Source organism: Citrobacter sp. Cpo148, assembly GCF_030332375.1.
GTDB lineage: Bacteria > Pseudomonadota > Gammaproteobacteria > Enterobacterales > Enterobacteriaceae > Citrobacter > Citrobacter portucalensis.
The window spans coordinates 172,953-187,608 of sequence record NZ_JAOWHY010000050.1 but is presented as its reverse complement, the minus strand read 5'-3'; the positions used below and the strand labels follow the sequence as shown (position 1 = coordinate 187,608).

Sequence of the window (14,656 nt, the reverse complement as noted above, 5' to 3'; positions counted from 1 at the left end):
TGAACGCGGCGCATTATCAGTGACTTTGGCGGCGCGGGCAAAGTGAAATATAGAGTTTTTTTGATTTGTCTCCTGCTTTGTTTTACACCACTAAAGAATTATCCTATATATTTCAGTTAAATACCCTTTATCGGTAGTTTGGTGCTGGTGCGACCACTGAGGAATCTTTACAATTCACACCCGCTTTTTAGAGAGGATCGCAACGTGGAAAGGTTTGATACCGTTATTATAGGCGCTGGCGCAGCGGGTATGTTTTGTGCCGCGCAGGCAGGACAAGCAGGTAGTCGAGTACTGCTTATTGATAATGGTAAAAAGCCAGGACGCAAGATTCTCATGTCTGGCGGGGGACGTTGCAACTTTACCAATCTTTATGTCGAACCGGCCGCCTATTTGAGCCAAAACCCGCATTTTTGCAAATCGGCACTGGCGCGTTACACGCAGTGGGATTTTATCGACCTGGTGGGCAAACACGGTATTGCCTGGCACGAAAAAACGCTGGGTCAGCTGTTCTGCGATGATTCCGCTCAGCAAATTGTCGATATGCTGGTAGACGAGTGTGAAAAAGGTAACGTAACTATGCGGTTACGGAGCGAAGTCCTGAGCGTGGTGCAGGATGATGAAGGTTTCACCCTCGAACTGAACGGCATGACGGTCGGCACGAAAAAACTGGTTATCGCTTCCGGTGGGCTTTCCATGCCGGGTCTGGGGGCAACGCCGTTTGGTTATAAAATTGCCGAACAGTTCGGACTGAAGGTGTTGCCAACGCGCGCGGGACTGGTGCCCTTTACATTGCATAAGCCACTGCTGGAGCAGCTTCAGGTGCTCTCTGGCGTGTCGGTCTCCTCCGTTATCACCGCCGAGGATGGCACCGTATTTCGCGAAAATCTGCTCTTTACACACCGAGGACTTTCGGGCCCAGCTGTTTTGCAGATTTCCAGTTTTTGGCAGCCAGGCGAATTTGTCAGTATTAATTTGTTGCCGGATGTTGACCTTGCGAGCTTCCTTGACGAACAACGTAGCGCACACCCTAACCAGAGCTTAAAGAACACCTTAGCAATGCAGTTGCCAAAGCGTCTGGTGGAATGCCTGCAGCAGTTAGGGCAAATTCCTGACGTGTCTCTGAAGCAGCTTAACGTGCGCGATCAGCTAACGCTGGTTGAAACGCTGACCGAGTGGCGGGTGCAGCCGAACGGTACGGAAGGGTATCGTACCGCTGAAGTCACGTTGGGCGGCGTTGATACCAACGAGCTGTCATCGCGCACGATGGAAGCCCGCAAAGTGCCAGGGCTCTACTTTATCGGCGAAGTGATGGACGTCACCGGCTGGTTGGGTGGCTATAACTTTCAGTGGGCATGGTCGAGTGCCTGGGCATGTGCGCGGGATTTGGTATCTGGATAGTGAATTTGTTTACCTCTGTTACAAGGAACTGACTCAGGCATGCGTTTCTTAACTCCGGGAATGATAAGATAAATCAGTTAAAAATCGTACACAAAAGGGAACGGGATGCACATGGTTATTCCTGAGGTAAAACAGGAGCGGCTCTATCAAAAGATAGCCAATCTCATCATTAAGCTCATCAACGATAGTATTTTTCCGCCGGGAAGTTTCTTGCCCCCTGAACGTGAACTGGCGAAGCAACTTGGCGTGAGTCGGGCATCGCTCAGAGAAGCGTTGATTGTGCTTGAGATCTCAGGGTGGATCACCATCCAGTCCGGTAATGGCGTTATTGTTACTGATAAAAAGCATTCTGCCAGTGATTATACGGTTGAAGAAATACTCTATTCGCGAGAGTTGGTTGACAGCCATTGCGCACGTCTTGCTGCAGAAGCAGGCAAAGATGAGCTTATTAGCCAGCTTGAAGCGCTGCACCTCAGCATGGAAAAAGCCATTAGTGAAAACAATGTCCATGGTTTTTACTCTCTCGATAAGCAATTCCATTTAACGGTATCTGAAGCCAGTCAGAACCGCGTCTTGCTCGATATGTCGCGTATGTTGTGGGAGCAACGCGTTAACATCCCGTATGCCGGACTAGACAAACGCTCCGGCAACCGGGATGTGTTAACCATTATGAATCAGCAACATAAAGCAATTGTGGATGCGATTCGCCAGGCGGATGCTGACGGTGCTTATCAAAAATCGCTGGAACATCTGGCTTACGTCAGGCAGATCGTGGGTCTTTGAAACAACAAGCGTTAATGACTCAGATCGGCTACCGCTGCACGGGCGCCTAAGCTGTGCAATTGCTGACAGGCAGCGGTGACATGCTCAACAAAGTCGGTGTTATCGCGCAGATCCCGCCCAAAGATAGTGTCAATTGCCAGTAGTGCCCTGACACGCTCCCCAGTTGACGGATAGTGCTGATAAATAGCCCGAAACTGTTCCGCCAAAGGATCGACCACTTCAATTGGATTGCCTTTTTCATCTATACCACTGACGTAGCGCATCCAGCCTGCAACGCCCAGAGCCAGGCGACGGTAGTTGTCTCCTTGTTCAAGATGAAGCCGAATGGGGTCTAGCAAGCGTTGCGGTAATTTCTGACTGCCATCCATCGCAATTTGCCAGGTTCGGTGCTTCAACGATGGATTGCTAAACCTTGCGATCAGCAACTCCGCATAACCTGCCAGGTCTGTACCTTCAGGCATCGACAGCGTTGGAGCCTGTTCATCAAGCATTAACGCCAGCGCAGCGTTGCGATACGCCGTGTTTGTCATCGTATCGGCAATCGTCTCGTAGCCACCCAGATAACCAAGGTATGCGAGGAAAGAGTGACTGCCGTTGAGCATACGCAGCTTCATCATTTCAAACGGCACTACGTCTTCCACAAACTGCGCGCCAACTCGATCCCAGTCCGGACGACCATTAACAAAGTTATCTTCGATAACCCACTGGCGGAACGGCTCGCAGGCAATGGCACAGGGATCGTACACGCCAAGCTGCCCGGCGATTTGCGCTAATGCCTCATCCGTTGCTGCTGGGACAATGCGGTCCACCATCGTACAAGGAAACGTAACATGCGCGGCTATCCAATCGGCCAATTGCGGGTCGCGGGTCGCTGCCAGCCCCAGGACAGCTGCTTTCGCGACATGGCCGTTTTCTCGCACGTTGTCGCAGGACAGCACGGTAAAGGCCTTTAATCCCTGCTTGCGACGCAACGCCAGAGCTTCGACAATATAGCCAATCGCCGATTTTGGTGACTGCGGGTTTACAATATCATGCTGGATAAACGGGTGATTCAGATCCAGTTCGCCGCTGACGGGATCGGTACAATAACCTTTCTCGGTAATTGTCAGTGAAATAATGGCGGTTTCCGGGCGCGCCATTGCGCGGATAATTGCATCTCTGCCATCAAATTCTGGATGCAGAGCCTCGTTCATCGAACCAATGATTTTAAGTTCTGTATTTTGCGCCCCACGCTCGGCAACGGTATAAAGCAGATCCTGCGCCTTTAGATTTTGAATCAGCGTGGCATCGTTTCCGGGCATCAGGTTGACCTCACAGATACCCCAGTCGCTGTCGCTGCTTTCCAGCAGATGATGGGTATAAAGTGCCTGGTGGGCGCGGTGAAAGGCCCCGCAGCCAAGATGTACGATTCGAGAAACCAGGCGTGAACGATCCCAGAATGGGCGCGGGGTGGAAATCTGAGCGTTGGCGAGATTTTGTTCCATGACAACCTCCTGTCATTGAAGATCTTCTTTGATGATGTGCTATCAAAGACCGGTCCTGACGGAATGAAAAACCGCATAGCGATGGACACCATGCGGCAATAATCTGACTAACTTAAAAAGGCGCGCCGGATAGCCAGCTCAACACCACGTACTTCAGCCAGACCTTTCAGACGTCCAATAGCGGAATAGCCGGGATTGGTTTTCTTTTTCAGATCGTCAAGCATCTGGTGACCATGGTCTGGTCGCATGGGGATCAAGACAGAGTTACCTTCATTTTTACGGCGCTCTTCTTCTTCGACTATCGCTTTCACCACGTTGTACATATCGACATCACCGGAAAGATGTGCCGCTTCATGGAAGGTTTTGGGATTATCTTCGCGTTGCGTGGAGCGCAGATGCGTAAAGTAAATCCGTGGGCCGAACTGTTTAATCATATCTACCAGATCGTTGTCTGCGCGCACCCCATAAGAGCCTGTACACATTGTGAAGCCATTCGCCATATTGTTGACGGTTTCCACCATCCACTGCATATCTTCGATGGTGGAGACAATACGCGGCAGACCAAGAATTGGGCGCGGCGGATCGTCTGGGTGCACGGCCATACGTACGCCAATCTCTTCCGCAACCGGGATGATGGCCCGCAGGAAAAAGGCAAAGTGCTCGCGCAGGGCCGCTTTGTCGATATTTTGATAAGTCGCCAGGTGGCGACGGAATTGGTCCAACGTGTAACCTTCTTCGGCGCCTGGCAGACCGGCAATAATGTTTCGTGTCAGTCGCGCCTTGTCCTCTTCGCTCATGGTGGCGAAACGCTCACCCGCTTGAGCTATCTCATCCGCGGTGTAATCTGCTTCGGCTCCCGGACGTTTGAGAATATGCAGCTCAAAGGCGGCAAACTCAATCTGGTCAAAGCGCAGGGCTTTTGAGCCATCTGGCAATTCATATTCCAGGTCTGTGCGCGTCCAGTCCAGAACCGGCATGAAGTTGTAACACACGGTATAGATGCCACATTGGGCAAGATTACGCAGCGTCTGCTGGTAATTGCTAATCCAGAGATCGTATTGCCCTGTATGGGTCTTGATATCTTCATGAATCGGCACGCTTTCCACGACAGACCAGACCAGACCGGCTTTCTCTACGATCTCTTTACGTTTGAGAATTTCTTCTACGGACCAGATTTCACCGTTTGGAATATGATGAAGCGCTGTTACTACGCCGGTTGCTCCGGCCTGACGAACATCGGACAACGACACGGGATCGTTCGGGCCATACCAACGCCAGGTTTGTTCCATTGTTTTATCTCCTGGGAAAATTAATGAAAGGTCGCATTGATCTTCAGATAGCGTTCCGGGTATTGATCGAGTTCTTTTACAGCGGCAGGAACCTCATCAATACTCACTACTTTGCTGACAACATCCGCAGGATTGATGTTCAGCGTTGCAAGCATCTGTAACGCTTCTTCAAACTCGCCTGCGCTGGTGCGGGATCCGCGAAGATCCAGTTCCTTAAGCGTGATCAGATTGGTGGGTAACGATGTTTCCTGTTTTGGCCAGCCGGTGAAGGCAATACGACCAGCAAAAGAGGCCAGATCCAGCGTTTCGCGAATCGCGCTGTTTGCGCCAGAGGCTTCAACCACGACCTGGGCCATCGTGCCCTGCGTAATATCTTTTATCGCGTCAACAACCTGCATATTCGAGGGATTGATAACGTACGGGACGCCCAGCGATTTGGCATACTGGAGTCTTTCTTCCACGATATCGATCAGGATAGGTGTCGCGCCATAACGTAATGCGCTAAGTGCCGCCATCAGACCTATCGCACCCGCCCCAATGATGGCGATATGTTCCCCTGCGGTAAGTTTGGCCCGATGTAGCGCATGTAACGCAATGGTCAGCGGTTCTGCCAGTGGTGCCATCTCGGAGGCCACGTCATCAGGGATTTTGTGAATCAAATGCGCAGGGTGAGCAACCACCTCCTGCATTGCGCCATCAATATGCACGCCAATTACTTTTAGATTCTCACAACAATTTGTTCTGCCTACCGAGCAGGGATAACAGTGACCACAATAGATATAAGGGTCAACAATTACGCGGTCTCCTTCTTTTATGTTGGCCGGCATACCATTGCCTTCTTTAATAACCACGCCCGTAACTTCGTGACCAATAATACGTGGGTAGGTTACTAAAGGATTAGTTCCGCGAAATGCACCAATATCAGAACCACATATTCCGGCAGCATCAACTTTAATCAGCACTTCATTATCTTTCTTTTCAGGATAATCAACCCAGCGGGTTTCAATTTCACCAGGTTTATTGATGTAAACAGCTTTGACTTTCATTTTCTTTCAATCCTTTATTTTTGACAAATACGAATACCAGGCAGCTGGAAACAATCGCAATAGCACCAGCAAGATAGAATGCGTAATCATATTTACCGCTGAACTGAACGATGAATCCGGTGACCAGTGGGCCAATAATCCCGGAAATATTCGCTAGCCCATGCATGGCTCCGCCGACGCTACCGACTTTATCTTTATGCACTACATCCTGAATAACAGCCCAATAAATTGGCCCGGTCAGATACAGCAGGAAGAGCGAGACAGACATCAGTCCAACGGCGCTGCTGATGGTGGTGACTGTGCCTGAAACGCCAACACAAATCGCCGCACCAGCCAGGCACACGCCGAGAATAAGACGTCGAGAAAGCAGGGCATTTCCTGTAACGCGATAGATAAAATCAGAACATACGCCGCCCAGAACCATACCGATTGCGCCTATCACCCACGGGATCACGGTAGCAATGCTAATTTCTTTAATATCAAGATGTAATGAGTGATTCAGGTAGCTTGGAAACCAGGTCAGGAAGAAAAAGAGTATGTAGTTATAGCTAAAGAAGGCCAGCGTCGTTGCCCACACCATCGGCTGTTTCATGTAGTAGCCAAGAGAAGGCATTGCTTTACCGTCATCCGCTAAAATAATGTCGTCATGGTTTTCAAAATCGACACGCTCTTCCGGGGCAAGGTGTTTACTTTTGGAGGGTTTATCACTGGCAATGAAGTACCAGAGAATGACCCAGGCTAAACCAAACAGGAAAATAATCCCAAATGCCGGACGCCAGCCTAATGAAAGTGCCAACAGGCCAACGACCGGACCAGAAATTGCACCACCTAACGGTGAACCGGCGCTAAAAATACCAATCGCAGTGGCGGATTCTTTACGCGAAATCCAGTTATTGATGATTTTATTGCCGGCTGCGCTAACTGGTCCTTCGGCCATACCAAATAATACGCGTACAGCCAGCATAGTCCATAAACCGGTAACTAAACTGGTCATCCCACAAAATACTGACCAAAGTAATGCGGCGACCAAAAATACTGTCTTAGGACCAAACTTGTCGCTGGCCCAGCCACCGATAAAGTTAAACAGCGCGTAGCCAACAAAGAATGCGCTGAAAATCATACCCATTTCAGCGGCATTAAATCCTAATTCCTTTTCAATGAGTGGAGCGGTGATCGACAATGCTGAACGATCCATATAGTTAAGCATGTAAACTATAAATAGAAGAAAAACGATAAGCCATCCCATTGTTTTTCTTTTCATGATATATCCTCTTATTGTGGTCTAGCGGCCTGACCACAATATTTAAATCCTATTTTAAGATCACTATCATTTTGATATTAATGTGATCAACATAACGAAAAATTAACGTTGCAAATAACGACAAGAAAAGGGAGTTAATCGTAATCTAATGAATTTAAATGACTTTATTTGTACTCTGGTAATTTGTGATAAACCTAATCGTATACTCAAGGTCTATTTATTGCGGATTTGCATTAACGATGCGCCGAGGAAACGACGTATGCTCAGCATACATCTGGTATTAACGCTGAGGGAATGTCCAGCCATCGCATAGAGGCATGCAGGCATCAGCCAGAAATGCCGCGGCAAACGTTATTAATGTAATCATTTGTTAACAATTGTGCTACATATCACAAAATCAAAGTCAACCGGTAAAGTCGCTTTGACACGCTTTCCGTTACCTTCTAGAGTGGAAAAATACAGATTTTAGATAAGAGACTATCTGTGAAATTAAGATGGTCTCTTATTGCATTTTTTTAGCTAATGGCGACCTTCTTCCAAATATTATGAAGGGGAAAGCCATGTCCGCATGCTCATTCTCGAATCCGATAAAAATCCGTGGTGTTGATGATGTTATTAATTTCATCGACTCACATGGAAAAATAAATGACAGAGCCGGTGTTATTTGGTGGTTAGCGCTAGGTGGTCTGTTTCTTGACGCTTTTTCAAATTCAGCCCTCAGTGCTGGATTAAACCCAATGACCCGCAATTTAAATCTGAGCGCGACCGAAGTTGCGCTGCTGACCTCATTTTCATCGTGGGTTGCCATATTATTTAACCCCATCGGCGGCTGGATTGCCGATCGCTGGGGACGTGTTCCGCCGCTGATTATTGCCAAAATAATGGCGGTGATCGGTGCGTTGCTGGTGATGTCGTCCTCCAGCTTCAGCACCATTATCATAGGCCGCTTCTTCGTTGGCGTCTCTTACGGGATGGATTTTGCCGTGGCCATGGCGATGCTAGCGGAGTTCACCCCGGTGAAACTAAAAAGCCGTTTAAACACCTGGCAAGGGGTGTGGTATGTCGCGGTGTGTTTAAACCTGGCATTGGCGCTGATGTTTTATTCCTGGGATGTTGGCGATGCTATCTGGCGTTATTCTATTGCCGTAACAGCATTATGCGGACTAATTGTCCTGTTCTTCCAGTTTCGTTATTTAGTTGAAAGCCCGGTATGGCTGGCGAGAAAATCACGTCTTTCTGAGGCCGTGAACGCTATGAATAAAATATACGGTGAGAATTTTATTCTGGCACCAAAAACGGAGCAAGAACCGGTCATTGGGCAAGCGGGAAAAGGTGCAATAAATGTGCTGCTAATATTCCGTGGTGTTTATTTACCGCGTACGATTCTGGCTTCTACGGTTCAGATCTGTCAATCAATACAATATTTTGGTGTCGGCTGGTATTTACCGGTTATTAGCGCTGCGATGTTCGGTAAGAACTTTGTCTACGCAACATTGTGTTCACTGTTTTTTAACGTTTTCGGTATCATTGGCGGCTTCCTGTCGCCCGCTATAGGTCGCTGCCTGGGCCTGCGTCGTTCGTCGGCGATCGGTTTTGCCGTGGCTTTTCTCGTACTGCTCACGCTGGGACTGTTCAGCGACAGTATGCCGCTGTGGGCCTCTTTGCTGGTCCCTGCGCTGTTTATTCTTTGTCACTCTGGCGGGCCTGGCGCAAATGGGAAAAGCCTTTCATCACTCTCTTTTCGCAGTGAACTACGGGCGGGTGCCAACGGTGTGGTGGGGGCGCTTGGCGCAATCGGTGCGGCTCTTGGGTTGTTTATTTTCCCCGTCTTCCGCGATCTGTACGGTCTGCAAACAACTTTCCTGATCATGTCCGCCGTTCCGCTATTTGCGAGCATCGTCTGTTTTGCGATCCCGTGGGATCCCACTCGCACGACCATCCAGCCGGATAACGAGCCTGGCGCTCCGCAGTTTGCACCATCACAGCCGTCTTATCCAGAGTCGATGGCCCCCGAGTCAAACAGGAGCACGAAATGATTGAATATGAAGATGTAATTCTGGCGATAGATGAAGGGACATCCGGTACGCGCGCGGCAGTGGTGGCGCGAAATAGCCAGGTCCACTGCCTGGAATACCAACCGCTTCAGGTCAGTAGCCAGCGCCATGGCGTTGTTGAACAAGATGCTGATGAAATACTACAGGCCACCATTGCGGTCTGTCGTACTGCGATTGCCAACGCCCAGCGTAGCAAGATGCGCATTGTGGCGCTGGCGATTGCTACGCAACGTTCCACAGCTGTGCTCTGGGATGCAGGCACTGGCAAGGCGCTGGCACCTGCGATGGTTTGGCAGGATGCCCGTTTTACGCATGAACTGGCGCAACTTGCCCCACAATGGGATGCGAAGCTGCTGCCGCTCGTCGGCCGGCCGGTTGGGATACGCTCTCCTTACCTCTGGGCGTCATACCATATCGCCAACACATCGGCAGTGAAGAAGGCGCACCAGGCCGGAACGCTGGTGTTTGGCACCGTTGACAGCTGGTTACTCTGGCATCTGGCGCAAGAAAAAAAATGTGTCACTACCCCCACTAACGCCACGTCTGCTGGGGCGTATTGCCTTAACGAGCATCAGTATCATTTGCCCTGGCTGCAGGCGTTGAATTTCCCGGCGTCATTGCTGCCATCATTACATGATGATGCTGATGATTTTGGCACCACGCGTGAAGATATCCTCGGAATTAGCGTCCCGATCCGGGCCTGTGCCGGAGATCAGTTTGCGGGGGCTATCGGCCTGGGTTGTACTGAGCGCGGACAGGCTTTTTGTATGCATGGGACCGGCAGCTTTGTCGATTTGATGATGGGGTCGACGGTACCGACGCTGAATAAGAGTTGTGAAAGCACGCTCACAATGACGGCACGCCGCCAAAAAGGGCGTTCACACTTCTCTGTAGAAACTTTCGTTCCAACTACCGGTTCGGCTTTGAACTGGGTGTGCGAAAAGCTGCACTGGTTTGACTCGCCCGAACAAATTAGCGAGTTGGCTGCGCAGGCCAGTGATTCTGGCGGCGTGAGCTTCATTCCGGCATTGACGGGTCTGCGTGTTCCTCATCTGCAACCGCAGGCCCGCGCCTCCCTTAACGGTATTTCAATCTCGACCACACGCCCTCAGGTGGCTTACGCCATTCTGGAAGGTATTGCGCATTCGGTCGCTGCCTGTATTCGTGCGAATGAAGCGGCAACCGGCATACCTGCACAAGAACTGGTGGTTGGGGGCGGGTTATCCAATAGCGATACGTTATTGCAAATCCAGGCTGATGTTAGCGGGATCCCCGTACGGCGGATGGCCGAAACGGCACGGGCCAGCTTACGTGGTGCGGCATTTCTGGCAGGGGCCGATGGGCTGCTGTGGGACTCGTTGCCCGATGCCTGCGCCACGCTGAAAACAGCGCGCCTGTTTGAACCCAAAATCAGTCATGACCTTCGCGAACAAAAAATAAACCGCTGGGAGATGCGTATTGCGCTCGAAATAGATGCCGCCAGCAGCTTCACTTCAGCTAATCAGGAGCGTACCCACTCATGAAGTTTTTCCCTTCGCGAAAGCCCAATAAAACACGTAGTGAAATGTACGGCGCAGAACCGTTGCGTCTGCAGCGACCTGAACAACTGGACCGACTTGAAAGCGAAACCTACGACATCCTGATTGTCGGCGGCGGCGTGACGGGAGCCTATGCGGCGCTGGATGCCAGCCTGCGTGGCTATCGGGTCGCGCTGATTGAAAAAAGCGATTTCGCTTCGGGGACGTCATCCAAGTCATCAAAAATGGTGCACGGTGGTCTGCGTTATATCGAGCAGGGGAACCTGGGGCTGGTGCGTCACTCTTTGCTCGAACGCCAGCGTATGCGCCGGAACGCTCGCCATCTGGTGCAGCGGCTTCCTTTTTTATTTCCGGTGCTTGATAAGAATGGTGTGTTTGATAAGCGCATGTCTTCGGCGTTTGAAAGTCTGCTCTGGACCTACGATCTCGCCGGCGGATGGCGGGAAGGTATCCTTCACCAAAAATTGACTCCGGCGGAAGTACTGTCGCACTGCCCTACGCTGAAAGAGGAACAACTCTCCGGTGGTTTTATGTATTTCGATGCCCGTGTTGACGATGCCAGATTAACACTGGCCCTGGTGCGCACGGCGGTGTTTCATGGGGCGACGGTGACGAACCATGCCGAAGTTATTGAAACCACTCGTGACCAGCACGGCAAAGTCAATGGGGCCATTGTGTATGCCGATGCCCGAGAAATTCAGGTTAAGGCGCGGGTGGTCATTATGGCGACGGGCGTCTGGCTACGTGACTGGAACGGGTTGAAAAAAGGAGAGGCATCTCCTCTGAATATTCGCCCGGCGAAGGGGGTACACGTCGCGATCCCATGGATGAAGATTCGCAATGATTGCACGGTGACCATCCCGGTTGCCGGACGCAGCCGACGCGCGACCATAACGCGCTGGGGTAACGTCTCCTATCTGGGCACCACGGATGAGGACTATCAGGGCGATCTGAACGATGTTCACTGTAATCGCACTGAGCTGGACTTTCTGCTGGAAGGGGCCAACTCGGCGCTGAAAACGGATCTGCGCCCGGAAGATGTGGTGGGAAGTATCGCCGGTTGCCGTCCTCTGGTGGGCGTGGCGGGTGGAAAGACCGTTGAGATGAAGCGTAACCATGAGATCCGGGTTTCAGCGGACGGGCTCATTACCATCGTCGGCGGCAAGCTGACGACATCACGTCATATGGCGGAAGAAACCATCGACGCGGCCAGCAAAATACTGGGTCGTAAGAAGGCCTGCTCAACGAAAACTGCGTATTTGCTTGGCGCGGCTGGCTATGACCCGCAGGCCATTCTGGCTTCAGGTGGTCTGTCTGCGCATCTGGGCGAGCGCTACGGTACTGAAGCCCATTTTGTCAGTGACATTATCCAGGCCGATCCGTCGCTCATGAAGCCTATCGTCGCAGGGCTTCCCTATACCGAAGCGGAAGTGGTGTACGCCGTGCGCCATGAGCTTGCCAGCACCGTTGACGATGTGCTGTCGCGCCGAATTCGTGCTCGCCTGATGGCGCGCGATGCATCAGCCGTTGCAGCTGAACGCGTTGGGGAAATACTGCAACAAGAACTCCGATTACATCCTGAGCACGTGGCCAAACAGGTCGCCAGCTATCAGGCCGCAATTAAACATGAAAAATCAATGCTTATGGGGACATCAGAATGATCAGTAAAGAAGCGATTAAACGTGGTTACAACCGTGGAAATTATACCGTTGGCGCACATACTCGTCCCGCATGGGCAACGGACATCACCCGCAGCGGTGGCGCAAAAGGAATGCAGGTTGATCCCGTTGCAATAAGCGAAGCGACGTTTGACCGTCTGCGGGTCATTGCCGATGAAGTGCTGACGTCTGAGGCCGATGTGATTACCTGGACCCGCGACTGGTGGGCCGGTTCGATGATTGCGGAAACCCAGGGCGCCCCCGCCACCTCAAAAGGGGTGATTGTGCGCGTTTCCACCGTGGAACAGATTCAGGACGTGATGCGTCTTGCCAGTGAATCCGCCATCCCGGTCACGGTTTCTGCCGGGCGCAGTAACGTTACCGGAGCCGCCTTGCCGTTGCGTGGGGGGATCGTGCTGGACGTTTGCGAACTCAACAAATTTATCGACTTTGACCCGCAAAGTCAGATTGTTGAGGTAGAAGCCGGCATGTTTGGCGATGTTTTCGAACAAACCATCCAGAAAGAGTACGGTATGACGATGGGCCACTGGCCGTCTTCGTTTGGCATTAGTACCGTGGGTGGGTGGGTCGCCTGTCGTGGCGCGGGACAGCTTTCTACTCGCTATGGCAAAATTGAAGATATGGTTTTTGGGATGGATGTGGTGCTTGCCGATGGGCGTTTAATCACCGTGGGCGGTTATGCACGCAGCGCTATCGGACCGGATTTACAGCAAATGTTCATTGGTTCGGAAGGCACGCTGGGGGTGATTGTGCGTGTGCGTTTGAAGCTTCATCGCTTGCCGGATTATGGCCGCGCCATCGCCTGGGGTTTTTCCAGTTTTGCCAGTGGACTGGAGGCATGTCGTGAAATCTTACAGCATGGTGCGAATCCGGCGGCACTACGTTTGTACGATAATCTGGAAAGCGGCGTGCAGTTTGGTCTGCCAGAGACCAATGTCCTGCTCATTGCGGACGAAGGACAGCCAGACATGGTCGACGCGGTGCTGGCTATCAGTGAACGTGTTTGTAAGCAGAGCGGAGAGGAACTTGACGGTGAGGCCATCTTTGAACGCTGGCTGGATACCCGGTATCTGACGGGTAAAAGCGCTGAAGGTTTTAAGAAAAGCCCCGGCCTGGTGGCGGACACGCTGGAAATGGTGGGACGCTGGCGCGATCTCAGTGCGGTATATGATGATGTGGTGGCTGCGATTAACGCTGTACCGGGGACGCTGGCCGGTTCAGCGCACCAGTCCCACGCCTACGTCGATGGCGCATGCCTTTACTTCTCGCTGCGTGGCGATGTGGCGGTTGAGCAACGCGGGGCGTGGTATCGTGCGGCATGGGACGCGGCAAATGCGGTGCTGATTAAACGCAATGCCTCCCTCAGCCATCACCATGGCGTTGGGCTGCTTCGTTCCCCTTATATGCAGGCCTCTTTAGGTGAATCGCTTTCGGTTTTGGCCGATATTAAAAAGGCGCTGGATCCGCAGAATATACTGAACCCGGGCAAACTGGGGTTAAGCGCTAAGTTGCACTCACATCAGGAAGGTCAATCATGATCAAAAACCTTGGCGTGCTTCTGGCACGCCATCCCATCATCATGGCGATTTACGGCATTGAGCAACTGAAAACCGCGCTGTCCAGCAAAGCTGAAGTCTGCATTATTGCCAATATTGATCTGATTAAGCTCCAGCCAGTGATCGAACTGCTGTCGAAGGCGGGAAAGTACGTCATCGTCAATATCGATAGTTGTAATGGGCTGTCGCAGGATAAAGGTGGCATCGATTATGTGGCTGAAACAGGGGCGATGGGGCTGCTCTCTACGCGTTTGCAAACCGTACAGCGTGCGAAAAAATGCGGGCTGGTGACTATGCAGAAAATCTTTGTCACTGACCGTTCCACCTGGCTACGCAGCCTGAAAGCGGTGGAGCAAAGCGAACCTGATTATGTGCAACTGATGCCCGCGCAGATGCTGCCGTTGCTTCCGCAGGCCGATCGTAATGTGTTGCCGCCGATTGTGGCGTCCGGGTTTGTCTGCAATGAGGAGCATGCTCAGACAGCACTGTTGCACGGCGCGATAGCCGTCTCAAGCAGCGACAGTGCGTTATGGGATGTGAATCTTCTACGTTAACCACCGGGAGCCCA

General features: G+C 51.6%; 11 protein-coding genes. 7 read left to right on the top strand and 4 right to left on the bottom strand.

The annotated features are described in order from the left end of the window. The first annotated feature begins 204 nt into the window (after window positions 1–204). A complete protein-coding gene (locus tag OGY10_RS22220; protein WP_191226686.1) occupies window positions 205–1,398 on the top strand; it encodes a BaiN/RdsA family NAD(P)/FAD-dependent oxidoreductase in 1,194 nt (397 codons plus the stop codon). 105 nt (window positions 1,399–1,503) lie between these two features. Next, window positions 1,504–2,181: a FadR/GntR family transcriptional regulator gene (locus tag OGY10_RS22215; protein WP_416665136.1), complete on the top strand. Its 678-nt coding sequence runs from the start codon at window positions 1,504–1,506 to the stop codon at window positions 2,179–2,181. Between the two features lie 11 nt (window positions 2,182–2,192). Here the strand turns inward: OGY10_RS22215 and OGY10_RS22210 are convergent, their stop codons facing one another. The 4 genes from OGY10_RS22210 to OGY10_RS22195 all read right to left on the bottom strand — a co-directional run bounded on the left by OGY10_RS22210 (window position 2,193) and on the right by OGY10_RS22195 (window position 7,261). Beyond that, window positions 2,193–3,665: a fructuronate reductase gene (locus OGY10_RS22210; protein ID WP_191226687.1), complete on the bottom strand. Its 1,473-nt coding sequence runs from the start codon at window positions 3,663–3,665 to the stop codon at window positions 2,193–2,195. Window positions 3,666–3,772: 107 nt separating this feature from the next. Beyond that, window positions 3,773–4,954 carry a mannonate dehydratase gene (uxuA, locus tag OGY10_RS22205; protein ID WP_100271795.1) on the bottom strand — a complete coding sequence of 394 codons (1,182 nt, stop codon included), beginning with the start codon at window positions 4,952–4,954 and terminating at the stop codon, window positions 3,773–3,775. A 20-nt stretch (window positions 4,955–4,974) separates the two neighbouring features. Beyond that, window positions 4,975–6,000 (bottom strand): zinc-binding dehydrogenase, encoded by a 1,026-nt coding sequence (locus tag OGY10_RS22200; protein ID WP_191226688.1) that lies wholly within the window; start codon window positions 5,998–6,000, stop codon window positions 4,975–4,977. Next, window positions 5,972–7,261, bottom strand: coding sequence for an MFS transporter (locus tag OGY10_RS22195; RefSeq protein ID WP_063941413.1), 1,290 nt, complete (start codon window positions 7,259–7,261; stop codon window positions 5,972–5,974). The genes OGY10_RS22200 and OGY10_RS22195 overlap by 29 nt, the downstream gene beginning before the upstream one ends. 545 nt (window positions 7,262–7,806) lie before the next feature. On the opposite strand from OGY10_RS22195, the gene OGY10_RS22190 reads away from it, so the two are divergent. The 5 genes from OGY10_RS22190 to OGY10_RS22170 are packed head-to-tail and all read left to right on the top strand — an operon-like array spanning window position 7,807 to window position 14,642. Next, on the top strand, window positions 7,807–9,297 hold the full coding sequence (locus OGY10_RS22190; RefSeq protein WP_339328733.1) for an MFS transporter: 1,491 nt from the start codon (window positions 7,807–7,809) through the stop codon (window positions 9,295–9,297). Further along, window positions 9,294–10,838: an FGGY family carbohydrate kinase gene (locus OGY10_RS22185; RefSeq protein WP_191226689.1), complete on the top strand. Its 1,545-nt coding sequence runs from the start codon at window positions 9,294–9,296 to the stop codon at window positions 10,836–10,838. Before OGY10_RS22190 ends, OGY10_RS22185 begins: the two co-directional genes overlap by 4 nt. Further along, window positions 10,835–12,514 (top strand): glycerol-3-phosphate dehydrogenase/oxidase, encoded by a 1,680-nt coding sequence (locus tag OGY10_RS22180; protein WP_191226690.1) that lies wholly within the window; start codon window positions 10,835–10,837, stop codon window positions 12,512–12,514. Before OGY10_RS22185 ends, OGY10_RS22180 begins: the two co-directional genes overlap by 4 nt. Next, window positions 12,511–14,070, top strand: coding sequence for an FAD-binding oxidoreductase (locus OGY10_RS22175; protein ID WP_100271799.1), 1,560 nt, complete (start codon window positions 12,511–12,513; stop codon window positions 14,068–14,070). Before OGY10_RS22180 ends, OGY10_RS22175 begins: the two co-directional genes overlap by 4 nt. Continuing rightward, window positions 14,067–14,642, top strand: a complete 576-nt coding sequence (locus OGY10_RS22170; protein WP_003827492.1) for a glycerol-3-phosphate responsive antiterminator — start codon at window positions 14,067–14,069, stop codon at window positions 14,640–14,642. Before OGY10_RS22175 ends, OGY10_RS22170 begins: the two co-directional genes overlap by 4 nt. Window positions 14,643–14,656: the final 14 nt, after the last annotated feature.

Coding starts and splice junctions, on each gene's coding strand:
- OGY10_RS22215 (WP_416665136.1), top strand. CDS start 1,504: ATGCACATGGTTATTCCTGAGGTAAAACAGGAGCGGCTCTATCAAAAG.
- OGY10_RS22210 (WP_191226687.1), bottom strand. CDS start 3,665: ATGGAACAAAATCTCGCCAACGCTCAGATTTCCACCCCGCGCCCATTC.
- uxuA (WP_100271795.1), bottom strand. CDS start 4,954: ATGGAACAAACCTGGCGTTGGTATGGCCCGAACGATCCCGTGTCGTTG.
- OGY10_RS22200 (WP_191226688.1), bottom strand. CDS start 6,000: ATGAAAGTCAAAGCTGTTTACATCAATAAACCTGGTGAAATTGAAACC.
- OGY10_RS22195 (WP_063941413.1), bottom strand. CDS start 7,261: ATGAAAAGAAAAACAATGGGATGGCTTATCGTTTTTCTTCTATTTATA.
- OGY10_RS22190 (WP_339328733.1), top strand. CDS start 7,807: ATGAAGGGGAAAGCCATGTCCGCATGCTCATTCTCGAATCCGATAAAA.
- OGY10_RS22185 (WP_191226689.1), top strand. CDS start 9,294: ATGATTGAATATGAAGATGTAATTCTGGCGATAGATGAAGGGACATCC.
- OGY10_RS22180 (WP_191226690.1), top strand. CDS start 10,835: ATGAAGTTTTTCCCTTCGCGAAAGCCCAATAAAACACGTAGTGAAATG.
- OGY10_RS22175 (WP_100271799.1), top strand. CDS start 12,511: ATGATCAGTAAAGAAGCGATTAAACGTGGTTACAACCGTGGAAATTAT.
- OGY10_RS22170 (WP_003827492.1), top strand. CDS start 14,067: ATGATCAAAAACCTTGGCGTGCTTCTGGCACGCCATCCCATCATCATG.